This is a genomic window from Stappia sp. TSB10GB4 (genome assembly GCF_900185745.1).
In the GTDB taxonomy this organism is placed as follows: domain Bacteria; phylum Pseudomonadota; class Alphaproteobacteria; order Rhizobiales; family Stappiaceae; genus Stappia.
On record NZ_FYAV01000070.1, the window covers coordinates 16,357 to 29,177 of the forward strand.

Annotated in this window: 12 protein-coding genes; 7 read left to right on the forward strand and 5 right to left on the reverse strand. The window is 68.2% G+C overall.

Annotated features, from left to right (window positions below; genetic code table 11):
* The 3 genes from TSB10GB4_RS20300 to TSB10GB4_RS20310 form a co-directional block, all read right to left on the reverse strand.
* Window positions 1–282 carry a hypothetical protein gene (locus TSB10GB4_RS20300; protein ID WP_186397219.1) on the reverse strand — a complete coding sequence of 94 codons (282 nt, stop codon included), beginning with the start codon at window positions 280–282 and terminating at the stop codon, window positions 1–3.
* Window positions 283–425: 143 nt separating this feature from the next.
* Window positions 426–2,327, reverse strand: coding sequence for a DNA mismatch repair endonuclease MutL (mutL, locus tag TSB10GB4_RS20305; RefSeq protein ID WP_186397220.1), 1,902 nt, complete (start codon window positions 2,325–2,327; stop codon window positions 426–428).
* Window positions 2,328–2,486: 159 nt separating this feature from the next.
* Window positions 2,487–4,433 (reverse strand): methyl-accepting chemotaxis protein, encoded by a 1,947-nt coding sequence (locus TSB10GB4_RS20310; RefSeq protein ID WP_186397221.1) that lies wholly within the window; start codon window positions 4,431–4,433, stop codon window positions 2,487–2,489.
* A gap of 291 nt (window positions 4,434–4,724) precedes the next feature.
* Here TSB10GB4_RS20310 and TSB10GB4_RS20315 point away from each other — a divergent pair, with 291 nt between their 5' ends.
* Window positions 4,725–5,597: a TIGR01459 family HAD-type hydrolase gene (locus tag TSB10GB4_RS20315; RefSeq protein ID WP_186386992.1), complete on the forward strand. Its 873-nt coding sequence runs from the start codon at window positions 4,725–4,727 to the stop codon at window positions 5,595–5,597.
* Between the two features lie 210 nt (window positions 5,598–5,807).
* Here TSB10GB4_RS20315 and TSB10GB4_RS20320 read toward each other — a convergent pair whose 3' ends face one another.
* Together TSB10GB4_RS20320 and TSB10GB4_RS20325 are read right to left on the reverse strand one after the other, a co-directional pair.
* Window positions 5,808–6,482 carry a protein phosphatase CheZ gene (locus tag TSB10GB4_RS20320; RefSeq protein ID WP_186386993.1) on the reverse strand — a complete coding sequence of 225 codons (675 nt, stop codon included), beginning with the start codon at window positions 6,480–6,482 and terminating at the stop codon, window positions 5,808–5,810.
* A 139-nt stretch (window positions 6,483–6,621) separates the two neighbouring features.
* Window positions 6,622–7,005 (reverse strand): response regulator, encoded by a 384-nt coding sequence (locus TSB10GB4_RS20325; protein ID WP_067220588.1) that lies wholly within the window; start codon window positions 7,003–7,005, stop codon window positions 6,622–6,624.
* A gap of 239 nt (window positions 7,006–7,244) precedes the next feature.
* On the opposite strand from TSB10GB4_RS20325, the gene TSB10GB4_RS20330 reads away from it, so the two are divergent.
* The 6 genes from TSB10GB4_RS20330 (at window position 7,245) to TSB10GB4_RS20355 (ending at window position 12,820) form a co-directional block, all read left to right on the forward strand.
* Window positions 7,245–7,700 (forward strand): MaoC family dehydratase, encoded by a 456-nt coding sequence (locus tag TSB10GB4_RS20330; protein ID WP_186386994.1) that lies wholly within the window; start codon window positions 7,245–7,247, stop codon window positions 7,698–7,700.
* 149 nt (window positions 7,701–7,849) lie between these two features.
* On the forward strand, window positions 7,850–8,851 hold the full coding sequence (locus TSB10GB4_RS20335) for a bifunctional riboflavin kinase/FAD synthetase (RefSeq protein WP_186397242.1): 1,002 nt from the start codon (window positions 7,850–7,852) through the stop codon (window positions 8,849–8,851).
* Window positions 8,848–9,792, forward strand: coding sequence for a DMT family transporter (locus TSB10GB4_RS20340; RefSeq protein ID WP_186386995.1), 945 nt, complete (start codon window positions 8,848–8,850; stop codon window positions 9,790–9,792). The genes TSB10GB4_RS20335 and TSB10GB4_RS20340 overlap by 4 nt, the downstream gene beginning before the upstream one ends.
* 15 nt (window positions 9,793–9,807) lie before the next feature.
* On the forward strand, window positions 9,808–10,323 hold the full coding sequence (gene lspA, locus TSB10GB4_RS20345; RefSeq protein WP_186386996.1) for a signal peptidase II: 516 nt from the start codon (window positions 9,808–9,810) through the stop codon (window positions 10,321–10,323).
* A gap of 112 nt (window positions 10,324–10,435) precedes the next feature.
* Window positions 10,436–11,146, forward strand: a complete 711-nt coding sequence (locus TSB10GB4_RS20350) for a hypothetical protein (RefSeq protein ID WP_186386997.1) — start codon at window positions 10,436–10,438, stop codon at window positions 11,144–11,146.
* Between the two features lie 177 nt (window positions 11,147–11,323).
* Complete coding sequence (locus TSB10GB4_RS20355; protein WP_244570986.1) at window positions 11,324–12,820, forward strand: pitrilysin family protein; 1,497 nt, start codon at window positions 11,324–11,326, stop codon at window positions 12,818–12,820.
* The last annotated feature ends 1 nt before the right edge of the window (window position 12,821 follow it).

The window sequence follows — 12,821 nt, forward strand, 5'->3', positions numbered from 1 at the left end:
TCAAGACCCGGGTTGGGACGGCTCCTTGCGGCGCGGGCGGGTGCGGCGCAGTGCCGCCGTCAGGCCCTTCGGCGCCTTTTCCTCCAGTCGGATGAAGGCCTCATCGAGCCGCAGCAGCCGGCGACGGCGGGTGCGCAGCCAGCGCGTCGCCTGGCGGCTGCTGCCAAGGATCAGGATCAGCCCGCCGGCGATGAGCGGCACGCCGGTGGGGATCGGTGTCCAGACGGTCGCAAGACCGAGCAGGATCATCACCACGGCCGCCGCCCAGACGAACAGTTTCATGCGCGATCGGCTCCAGGACGGATGGAGCCCGCACGGGCGCTCCCTTGCACGCAAATGGCACGGGCGCATGACGGGCGTATGACGGGCGCATTACAGGCGCGCGAGCGGCTGAGAAAACGCCGCGCCGCGCCCTCTTCCCTGCGCTATTTGCGGCCGAACAGCCGCTCGATGTCGGAGAGCTTCAGCGAGATCCAGGTCGGGCGACCATGGTTGCACTGGCCGGAATTGGGCGTTGCCTCCATCTCGCGCAAGAGGGCGTCCATTTCCTCCGGCCGCAGGCGCCGCCCGGCGCGCACCGACCCGTGACAGGCCATGGTCGCAGCGACATGGTCGAGCCGTTCGCGCAGGCGGGTGGAACTGTCCCATTCGGCGAGATCGTCGGCAAGATCGGTCACCAGGCCGCGAATGTCGATCTGGCCGAGCAGCGCCGGCGTCTCGCGCACCGCCACCGCGCCGGGGCCGAACGGCTCCAGCACCAGACCGACGGCCTCCAACTCCTCGGCCCGCTCCGCAAGACGCGCCACATCTTCCTGTGGCAATTCGACGATCTCGGGGATCAGGAGGCCCTGGCGGGCGACGCCGCGCTCGGCGAGCGCCGCCTTCAGCCGCTCGTAGACCAGCCGTTCATGCGCGGCGTGCTGGTCGACGATGACGAGGCCGTCCTCGGTCTGGGAGATGATGTAGGTGGCATGGACCTGCGCCCGTGCCGCGCCGAGCGGGCGCGTCTGGCGCTCCTCCATTGCCTCATTGGCAGGGGCGAAAACATGCGCGCGGGCATCCGCCGAGGGCATGTCCAGCGTCTCGAAGCCCGCCTGCGTCGCCTCGCCGAAGCCGGACATGACCGGTGCCCCGCCATCGTCTGCCTCCCCATCGTCGAGCGGGCGGAAGGGCGAGGTGCGCCAGTCGGTTGAGGCCGGCGCCGGCGACGTTGCGGAGCGCTGGTAGCCATACGTGCCGCCCGAGGCGGGGCGTAGGCCGGCGGACGGGCCGGCCGCAAAGCCTGTCGAGAAGGACGCCATCGCTGACCTTGCGGTGTGCGAGGAGGCGAGATGGCCGGCCTCGGCAAAGACCTGGCGCAGGGCGCCGACGATCAGTCCGCGCACCAGTTGCGCGTCGCGGAAGCGCACGTCGGCCTTGGCGGGGTGAACGTTGACGTCGACCTGGCGCGGGTCGAGTTCGAGGAACAGCACGGTGACCGGATGCCGGTCGCGGGCGAGCACATCGGCATAGGCGCCGCGCAGCGCCGCCATCAGCAGCTTGTCGCGCACCGGCCGGCCGTTGACGAAAAAGAACTGGGACAGCGAATTGGCCTTGTGGAAGGTCGGCAGGCCGGCAAGCCCGTGCAACCGCACGCCCTCGCGCACCGCATCCACCGGCCGGGCATTCTCCACGAAATCGGTGCCCATCACCTGGGCAATGCGGGCGTCCAGCGCCCGCTCGCCGCTGGCCGCGGCAAAGGTCGTCGCCTGCCGGTCGCTTCCCGACAGTTCGAAGCGCACCGACGGGTTGGCGAGCGCCAGCCGGCGGACCACGTCGGTGACCGCCGCGCCTTCCGCCCGGTCCGACTTCAGGAACTTGAGTCGCGCGGGGGTGGCGAAGAACAGGTCGCGTACCTCCACCTGGGTCCCGCCCGCATGGCTGGCCGGGGACGGACCATCCTTGCGCCCGCCCTCGACCCGGATGGCCCAGGCATGGGCGTCCGACGCATGGCGCGAGGTCATGGCAAGGCGCGCGATCGCGCCGATGGAGGGCAGCGCCTCGCCGCGAAAGCCGAGGCTGCGGATGTCGAACAGGTCGTCCTCGGAGAGTTTGGAGGTGCAATGCCGCTCGACCGCCAGCGCCAACTGGTCTGCGGGAATGCCGCAGCCGTCGTCATCCACGCGGATCAAGGTCTTGCCGCCGGCCGCCGTCGCCACGCAAATGCGCGCGGCGCCCGCATCCAGCGCGTTCTCGACCAGTTCCTTGACCACGCTGGCCGGCCGCTCGATCACTTCGCCCGCCGCGATCTGATTGATCGCGTGGTCGCTCAATTGCCGGATCGTCATTCCCGGACCTTCACCTGCGAATCGCCCCGTCTCCCGGCGCCAGCATCGCCCGTTTGGCCTCGCGGGACCAGCCACCCCGGCAACCCTGCCGCGAAACGGGAAAGGAGCGCCCCGGGGCGCTCCTCTCGATGTCAGCCGTAGGGTGAGGCAGCGCAGCGTTCAGGCGGCGGCAACGCTCTTGAGGAACAGCTCGATCTCCTCGCGGAAGCGCGCCGTATGACGCGCCGCCTCGCCGGTCGCTCCCAGCACCTGCTGCGCCGAGCGGTTGGTCTCCTCCACCGCCGTGTCGAGTTCGCCGATGCTGTCGACCACGGAGCGGGTGCGGGTGGCAGCCAACTGGATGTTGGAACTGATCTCGCTCGTCGCCGCCCCCTGCTCAACCACCGCCGCGGCGATGGCGCTGGTGTGATCGTTGACGTCGTCCATGGTGTTGGCGATCTCGGCGATGGCCTTCGCCGTTTCGGAGGTCGCCGCCTGGATGGCCGCGATCTGGGCCGAGATCTCGCCGGTGGCACGCGAGGTCTGGTCGGCGAGTTGCTTCACCTCCCCCGCGACGACGGCAAAGCCCTTGCCCGCCTCGCCGGCGCGCGCGGCCTCGATCGTGGCGTTGAGCGCCAGCAGGTTGGTCTGCTCGGCGATCGCCTGGATCAAGGTCACTACCTCGCCGATCTTGGCGGCGGAGGCTGCAAGGCCGGAGACCTTCTCGTTGGTTGCCCGCGTTCTGTCGGTCGCGCGGGTGACCACCGTCGTGGTCCGCTCCACCTGTTCCGAGATCTCGTGGATCGAGGAGGAAAGTTCCTCGGCCGCGCCCGCAACGGACTGCACATTGCCGGAGGCCTCGCTCGAAGCCGAGGCTGCGCCTTCCGCCTGCTCGGCGCTGGAGGCGGCCACCGCCTCCAGCGTGCGCGCGGTCGCCTCCAGGCTCGCATTGGCATGATCGACGGCCGCCAGCACGTCCTGCGCGGTGGCCTGGAACCCGCTGATCAGCGCGTCGACCTGCCGCTGACGCGCATCGCGCGCCTCCCGGTCGCCATGCTGGGCGCGCTCCAGCCGATCCTGCTCGATGCGGTTGTCCCGGCACACCTCGATGGCGCGGGCGATGTCGCCGATCTCGTCCGAGCGCTCGCGCCCAACGGCCTCGAAGCCGGTCTTGCCGGCGGCCAGTTCCATGATCTGGTCGGCGACCGTGCGCAGCGGATTGCAGATCGAACGCACGGCGTAGACGACCGCACCGGCGGCAATTGCCAGCAGCAGCAGGCCGACGCCGATGCCGGCCGCCCGCGCCCGTCCGGCAATCGTCGCATAGGCGGTGCGGTCCACCGCGATCACCGCGACGGCTATGGGATGCCCCGAAAAGTCGGCGACATCGATCTTGTCGACATAGAAATCGCCGGAAGCCGAGACGAGGCCGCCGCCCGCCGCATGCGCGGCAAGGGCCAGCGGATCCATGTCGGCCGGCAGACGATTGCCGATCACTTCCAGCGCGTCGCCGCCCCTGGCGCCGAGCCGCAGGACCGCCAGCGGATAGCCGGTCTTCGCCGTGAAATCGGCGACGAACATCTCATGCAATTCGAGACCGAATTCGACCGAGCCCTTGTGCTGGCCATCGACGCGGATGGGCACGACGCCGCGGTTGCCGATGCCGGCAACGCCCTGCTCCAGGCCGGAAATGTCCCTGACTTGGGCATTGGTCTCCACCACCGTGGCACGGAAGGAGGCGAGATCGTCGCCGAACTCCTCCGGCTTGTGAACCCGCAGGAAGGAGGTCGCGGGCGGCAGGTGGAACTGGAACTGGCGAATGCCGAACTGCGCCTTCAACTCCTCGAAGGCCGGGACAAACTCGTTCGCCAGCCCCTCGCGGTCGCCGGCGGCGAAGCGCTGCTGTACCGAGGCCTGCCCCGCAACCACCTTGGCCAGCAGCAGGGCCTGGCGGCTTTCCGCCTCGATCTGCGCCAGTAGCTGCCGCTTGGCGCCTGCCACCTCCCGCTGCAAGGCCGTGTCCGTCAAGCTCCCGGCCACCCATTGCGAGATGGCGACAGCGGACACCGCGCCAAGCAATGCCAGCGCAATCGTCACCAGCATCATGCGTGCTCTTATCGTCTTCATCCTTGACCTCTCGACGAGACCGGTCGACGCGAAGCGGGAGCGGGAGACAGATACTTTCTCTAATTTCAATATTCAGATGTGACCAAGTCTCTACTCGAGAGTGACCAGAACATGTTGAACAATGTCTTAAGCGCACGCGCCGGAGACTGCGGCAATCCGTCCTCCGGCGCCGCGGCGCGGCGCCGTCAGCGCCCGCCCGTGCTGCTGGCGTCTTGTCCTTGTCGTCGGGGATCATCTATGGTCCGCCCGCGCGCCCTCGCGCTCCCAGTCCGCCCGCCGAAAGAGGCCTCGATGACCCAGCCCGCGCCGCTTCTCGTTTCCGGGCTTTCCGCCCTCGCACCGTCCTACCGCGCCGTCCTGTGCGACGTGTGGGGCGTTCTCCACAACGGCGTTGCGGCGTTTCCGGCCGCCTGCGAAGCGCTGGCCCGTTTCCGCAGCGAGACCGGCGGGATCGTCGTGCTGATCACCAATGCGCCGCGACCGACCGGTTCCGTGCTGACGCAGTTGGAAGCGCTCGGCGTGCCGCTCGACGTGTTCGACGACGTGGTGACCTCCGGCGATGTCACCCGTCACCTGCTGGCGGCGACGCGCGACCGGCCCGTCTTCCATATCGGTCCGGCGCGCGACCTGACCCTGTTCGAGGGCCTCGACATCCGTCTGGTCGACGAGGACGAGGCCGGGCAGGTGGTCTGCACCGGGTTTCACGACGACGAGAACGAGACGCCGGAAGACTACCGCGACCAGATGGAGCGGCTGGCGGCGCGCGGCCTGCCGTTCCTGTGCGCCAATCCGGACATCGTGGTGGAGCGGGGCACCCGCCTGGTGTGGTGCGCCGGCGCGCTCGCCCGGCTCTATGAGGACATCGGCGGCACCGTCACCATCCTCGGCAAGCCGCATGCGCCGATCTACGAGGAGGCGGTGGCGCGGGTCGCCAGGATCGCCGGCGAGAAGGTGGCGCGCGAGCAGATCCTTGCCGTCGGCGACGGGCTGCCGACGGACATCCGCGGTGCGGTCGCCAACGAGATCGACGTGCTGTTCATCACCGGCGGCATCCATGGCGCCGATTTCGGCCCTGTCGAGGCCCCGGACGAAGCACTGGTGCGCCGCCGCCTCGCCGAGGAGGGGCTGAGCGCGCAGGCCGCCGTGCCGCATCTTTGCTGGTAGCGGCACGCAAGCGGGACCCGCACGCAACGTCCCTGCCCCCTGGCACACGAACATCTTGGTAGACGAAAAAAGGCCGGATCCCATCGGACCCGGCCTTTTTTCAGTTTCCGGCCGCTCGCGGGGGGCGCCGGCCAGGCAACTCGCGTCTCTTGGTGGACGCGCAGCAGACGGTAGGCCCCTGCGGGCCGATCTCGGTTGGCCGACCCTGGATCAGCCGAACAAGCGGTCGATTTCGTCCTGGGCATCCGACAGCATGCTGTCGACATCGGCCTGGGACACGCCTTCGCCCGCATGCTGGGGGCCGTGCAGGATCAGGTCGCGGCGGCGCCGTTCCTCGTCGGTCTCCTCGCGCGGCGCGTCGTCGCCCTCGGCGATGCGCAGCCGCTCGACAAAGGCCGAGACGCGGGCGTCAATGGCGTTCAGCGCGCTGACCACCTTGGAGATGCGCTGGCCGGTGATGTCCTGAAAGGCGCAGGCCTCGAAAATCTCGATCATCTTGTCGTTGACCAGCGCCTGGTAGGCTTCGTGGTCCGCAGCATCGGCGGCCATGATCGTTTCGGCCGCCTCCATGATCGTGTGTGTGGCGGACTCGGTCGACTCGACGATGGCATCCAGTTCCCGGCCCGCTTCCGGGATCTGGTTGTTCTTCATGTCGTTGGGGCGCAGGTTGATGATCTCGACCTTCAGCCGCGAAATCTCGTCGGCGATGGCCGTCAGTTCCGCGGTGATCGTCGGCTGGACGGCAGCGAGAAACTCGCGCATCGAGCCGGTCATCACCTCGGCGAGATCGATCACATCGTTCAGCGTCACATCGCCCTGGCGCTCCCGGTTGTGCTCCAGGAAAGAAATCAGTTGCGAGAGATCCTGCTTCTTCAAAGAGCCCATGGATCCTGTCCTTCTTGCCACGGCATCCGACGGCCGCGCATCATCCGCCTGCGCCCGGCGACCGGACGCAGCTTGCCTGCTCCCCGGCGGCGCTGCCGCCGGCTCCCTGCAGAGCCTCAATCCCCGGCCGATACCCGGCTCAGTCGGAGAACACGGCCTCGATCTTGCCCTTCAGCGTCTGTGCGTTGAACGGCTTGACGATGTAGTTGTTCACGCCGGCCTTCTTGGCGGCGATGACGTTCTCGGTCTTGGACTCGGCCGTCACCATGATGAACGGCGTCTTGCAGAGGCCGGCATCGGCGCGGACCTGCTTCAGCAGTTCGTAGCCGGTCATCGGCTCCATGTTCCAGTCGGAGATCACCAGTCCGTAGCGGCGCTGCTTCATCTTCTCGAGCGCTTCGGTGCCGTCGGCAGCGTCGTCGATGTCTTCGAAGCCGAGCTGCTTGAGCAGGTTTCGGATGATGCGGATCATGGTCTTGTAGTCGTCCACCACGAGGACCGGCATCTGAACATCCAGGGCCATTGTCTACTCCATACTGTAAATCTGCCCGACCCGCTTGAGCGGGCGTCTGATGCTTCTTCAACTCTTCAGGAGGACGACACGATCCCGTGTCTCCGCCTCCCCACGCCTTGCCACACTAGCCTGCTCCCCTGAAAACTCCGTTAATGCGGCCCCGCGATCTGACACCAAAGCTTAATTGCTTCCGCGGTCGTGAGCGACTAGCGTCCCTTGCCGACGACGGAGGAAGGACTGAGGCGACCATGCTGGCATTGCAGACACTGTATTTCGAAGATCTCTCGCCCGGACTGAGCGAAACCCTGACGAAGACCGTCAGTTCTTCGGATGTGATTGGCTTCGCGGAGGTTTCCGGCGACCGCAACCCGATCCACCTGTCGGAACACTTCGCCGCCCGGACCCCCTTCCGCACCCGCATCGCCCATGGGCTCTACACCGCCAGCCTGATCTCGGCGGTGCTCGGCACGCGGCTGCCGGGCCCTGGTGCGATCTATCTGTCGCAGACGCTGAATTTCCGCGCGCCGGTGCGAATCGGCGACGAGGTGACAGTCACGGTGACGGTCAGCGAGTTGATGGAGAAGGGAAACCGGGCGCGGCTCGACTGCCGCTGCGCCGTCGGCGATACGGTGGTGCTGGAGGGCGAGGCCATCGTCAAGGTGCCGACCCGGGCCGAACTGGAGGCGGGCGATCCGCGCGGCTGACGCGGTAACGCAGCCGCATTTGCGGCGCTTGACCTTTTGAGGGCGAATGGGCAGGGTCCGCCGGCAGTTTCGCGCCGCCTCGGGCGGCGTGCCCATTCAGCCTCCGGCCGCCCGCTGTCCCGCGCGTGTCCGGCAAGCCCTCGACGCCGATGACCGATCTCGTCTCCACCGCCTTTCCCCTCGTCACCGATCTTGCGGCGTTTCCCGCCGCCCTTGCCGACGGGGTCGTGGCGATCGGCAATTTCGACGGTGTGCATCGCGGTCACCAGGCGGTGCTCGGCGCCGCGCTGGAGATTGCCAGGGCCCAGTCGGTGCCGGCCTTCGCGCTGACCTTCGAGCCGCATCCGCGCACGGTGTTCAATCCGGACAAGCCGGTCTTCCGCCTGACGCCGGAGCCGATGAAGGCCCGCGTCATGGCCGCCACCGGGCTCGACGGCATGGTCAGCCTGCCCTTCACCCGCGCCTTCGCCGGCATCGAGGCGGAAGCCTTCGTCCACGAGATCCTGCGCGACAAGCTGCATATCCGCCACGCGGTGACCGGCTACGACTTCCATTTCGGCCGCGCCCGCCGCGGCACGCCGGACTTCCTGCGGGCCGCCGGGCAGTCCGACGGCTTCGGCGTCACCATCGTCACGGCGGAGACCGCCGAGGCCGGCGAGGCGGTCTCCTCCAGCCGCATCCGCGCGGCGCTGGCCGAGGGCGATGTGGTGGTCGCCAACGCGCTGCTCGGCTATCGCTGGTCGGTGGAGGCAGACGTGCGCCATGGCGAGAAGCGTGGCCGCGACCTCGGCTATCCGACCGCCAATCTGGCGCTGCCGGCCGAAACGGAACTCGCCCACGGCATCTATGCGGTGCGCGCCCGCATTGATGGCGGCGCCTGGCGCGACGGCGTCGCAAGCTTCGGCCGTCGCCCCACCTTCGACAATGGCGCGCCGCTGCTGGAGGTCCATCTCTTCGACTTTTCCGGCGACCTTTACGGCAAGCGGATGCAGGTCCTTTTCGCCGCCAGACTGCGGGACGAGGAACGGTTCGAGAGCATCGAGGCGCTTATCGTGCAGATGGACCGCGACAGCGCCGAGGCGCGGGCGGCGCTGGCCAGCCTTGTCCCACTCGGTGCCGTCGACCTTGCCCTGAACGGTCCCGCAAGATGAGCGGCGGCGCTCCGGCAACCGGGGTCATGCGCGGCATCGCCCTGATGAGCGTTGCCATGCTGCTGGTGCCGATGATGGATGTGACGGCCAAGTACCTGACCGCCACCCAGCCACCGCTGCAGATCGCGCTCGGCCGCTTCGCCTTCCAGATGGTCTTCGCGGTGCTGACGGCGGCCATCGGCCCGGGCCTTGCCGTGCTGAAGGCGCCGCGCCTGTGGCCGCACCTGTTGCGCGGCTTCTTCCTGTCCGGTGCGACGGTTTGCTTCTTCACCGCGGTCGCGACCATGCCCGTGGCCGATGCCATCGCCATCTTCTTCGTCGAGCCGATGATCCTGACGGTGCTTTCGGCCTTGGTCCTCAAGGAGCAGGTCGGCCCCCGCCGCTGGGCCGCGGTGATCGTCGGGCTCGCCGGCGCGGCGATCATCATTCGTCCGGGTTTCGCGACCTTCGGCGCCACGGCGCTGCTGCCGCTCGCCGCCGCCCTGCTGTTCGCCCTCTACCTGGTCATCACCCGCAAGCTCTCGGGCGAAGGCGGCATGCTCTGCGTCCAGTTCACCGCCGGCCTCGGCGGCGTGATGCTGCTCGGAACCCTGTTCCTGGCCGCCAATGTGGCCGGCTACCAGCCAGCCGCCGCCGTGATGCCGGATCTGCCGGGCTGGGGACTGCTCGCGCTGGTCGGCGCCATCTCCTTCTTCGCCCACGGACTGATCGTCCAGGCCTTCGCCGCCGCTCCCGCCTCGGTGCTGGCGCCGTTCAACTACCTGGAAATCGTCAGCGCCACCCTGTTCGGCTATCTGATCTTCGGCGACTTCCCCGACGGTCCCACCTGGGTCGGCATTGCCCTGATAGTCGGCAGCGGCATCTATATCGCCCATCGCGAGAACCGCCGCAGCCAGGAGGAGCTGGCCGCGCGCATCAACCGCACCGGCCCGCCGGACTGAGCGAGACGAAAACGGATGACCAAGCTCCGCCTCTGGGGCCCCTCCAGCGCCCTGATCCTGACCCTTGCCGTCCTCGGCATGGTGGTCGACCAGGCCTTCAAGCTGTGGATGCTCTACGGCTTCGACATCGCCGCGCGCGGCCGCGTTGCCGTCACGCCGTTTCTCGATCTCGTGATGGTCTGGAACTACGGCATCTCCTACGGGTTGCTGCAGCAGGAGGAGGACCTTGGCCGCTGGCTGCTGGTCGCCGCCACCGCGGTGATCACCCTTCTGTTCTGGATCTGGGGTGCCCAGGCGCCGCGCCGCCTGCAGGCCGCCGGCTTCGCGCTGGTCATCGCCGGCGCGCTTGGCAACGGCATCGACAGGGTGGTGCACGGCGCAGTCGCCGACTTCTTCCACCTCCATGCCGGAGACTTCTCCTGGTACGTCTTCAACCTTGCCGATGTCTGGATCGTTGCCGGGGTGGCGGCTCTGCTGTATGACAGTTTCGCTGGTGGCCCTAATGATGCCGCAAAAAACCCGTCTGAGTAGTCGCAGTGCCCTGTACGCGGCTTGTGCGGACCAGCCGGAGCCGACCTTCCTGGTGGCCGTAGTTTCGCCGGGACGCGGGTTTCCCCCGCAAGAGCCTTGAAGGATAGCTGACGTGTCGCGTCGAAACTGGACCGGAACCCCCCTTCGCAAGTCCGCCCGGAGCCTGCTCCTTGCCACGGCCGCGGCGCTCGTGCTCGCCGGCTGCCAGCACGGAGCCGATGGTTTCAACGACGGCCGGACCAGCGACGAAGCGCCCGATGTCGCGATGATGCGCCAGTTGATGGAAGGCCTCGGAGCGGTCGATGCCCGCACCGAACAGAAGATCGACTATTCGCCGCGCGCGCCGCTCGCCATGCCGACAAAGATGGGCGACCTGCCGCAGCCGGAAGAGAAGAAGGAGATCGCCAACTGGCCCGAGCAGGGCGAGACCGATCTCCAGCGCATCCAGCAGGCGTATCGCGACACCAGCGACCTCGACCGGCAGGGCCGCAGCACGGCCCAGCAGTCGCGCGGCATCAAGGAGCTTGCCACCGGCGGCGCCAACCGCGACATCCAGCAGGAAATCCGGACGGAGAACCGGCTGGAGAGCGCCCGCATGAAACCGAACGAGCTGAACCAGCGGGTCGGGGTGGTGCGCCGGGACACGGCCGTGCTCGACGAGAACGGCGCGCCGGTGCGGCGCTACCTGATCGACCCGCCGGTTGCCTATTCGACACCTGCCGGCAACGCGCCGATGCCCAAGGTCGGCCGGGTGGCCGAACAGCCCAGGGTGTCCGACATCGAGCGGGTGATGGACGGCCAGTCGGCCCGCACCCTGCGCTGACGCGCGGGCACCGCCAGAGCCAGGAGCCTGTCCGGCCGGGGCCCTGCCCCGGCCTTTTTGTTGCCGTGGACGCGCGCGCAAGCCGCGCCGCTGCGGACCTTACGAAAAGTTCACGGGTCCTTTGCCGCCCGCCCGCCTATATCTCGTCGGCAGGGACCCCTTTCCGGAGATCGTACCTTGTCGCCTCTCTCAGGACCTTTTTTCCAGCCGCCGCGCCGCGTTCCGACGGCTCGAAGCCTGCTCACCCGCCTCGCCCTTGCCGCGCTGCTGGCCATCGCACCTGCCGTCGCCGCGCGCGCCGAAGCGCCCCAGGCCGCCGATGCCGCCGCTTTCGCCGACATCCGGATCGGCGGCGACATGAGTGCCTTCACCCTCGACAACGGGCTTGATGTCGTCGTCATTCCCGATCGGCGTGCGCCGGTCGTCACCCATATGATCTGGTACAAGGTGGGAGCCGCCGACGAGCCCGAGGGCATGTCCGGCATCGCCCATTTCCTCGAACATCTGATGTTCAAGGGCACGAAGGACAATCCGGGCAACACCTTCTCCCGTCGCATCGCCGAGATCGGCGGCCAGGAGAACGCCTTCACCGCGCAGGATTACACCGCCTATTTCCAGCGCGTTGCCCGCGAGCATCTGCGCGAGATGATGGAGATGGAGGCCGATCGCATGCACAATCTCGTGCTCAGCGACGAGGTGGTGCTGCCGGAGCGCGACGTGGTGCTGGAAGAGCGCCGCCAGCGTGTCGACAGCGATCCCGGCTCGATCCTCGGTGAAACGCTCGACAGCATGCTCTTCGTCAACCATCCTTACGGCACACCGGTGATCGGCTGGGAGGATGAGATCCTCGCTCTCAACCGCCAGAACGCGATCGACTTCTACAACCGCTTCTACACGCCCAACAACGCGATTCTGATCGTTGCCGGCGACGTGACCGCCGACGAGGTGCGCGACCTCGCCGAGGCGACCTATGGCAAGGTGGCGCGCCGGGCCGAGCCGGGCGAGCGGCAGCGCGCCAAGGTCCAGGTCCTGCCGGGCGCGCGCGAGGTCACCTATTCCGATCCCCGCGTCAACCAGCCGAACATGCGCAAGGCCTGGGTCGTGCCGAGCTACAACACCGCCGAGGGCAACCAGGCCCCTGCGCTGGAGATCCTGTCGGAGATCCTGGGCGGCGGCAGCACCAGCCGCCTCTACCGGCAGTTGGTCGTCGAGCGCGGCATCGCCGCCTCCGCCGGCAGTTGGTATCGCTCGGGCGCCCTCGACGACAGCGTCTTCATGATCTACGCGGTACCGGCCGATGGAACGGAGTTGAAGGAGCTCGGCGAGGCGGCCCATGACGTGCTGAGGCAGATCGCCGCCGACGGGGTCACGGCCGAGGAATTGGAGCGCGCCAAGAAGAGCCTGCTGTCCTCAGCGCTCTACGCCCAGGACAGCCAGTCGGCGCTTGCCCGCATCTTCGGCGCGGCGCTGACCACCGGCGGGACCATCGAGCAGATCCGCAACTGGCCCGCGACCGTCGCCGCCATCACCGCCGACGACGTGAAGGCCGCCGCCGCAACGCAGTTTTCGGCGTCCCCTGTCACCGCCTATCTGCGCGGAAGCGAGGCGGCGGCAACCACCCCGCCGGAGGCGGCACTGCAGGATCCGGCCGTCGCGCAGGAGGTCCAGCAATGAG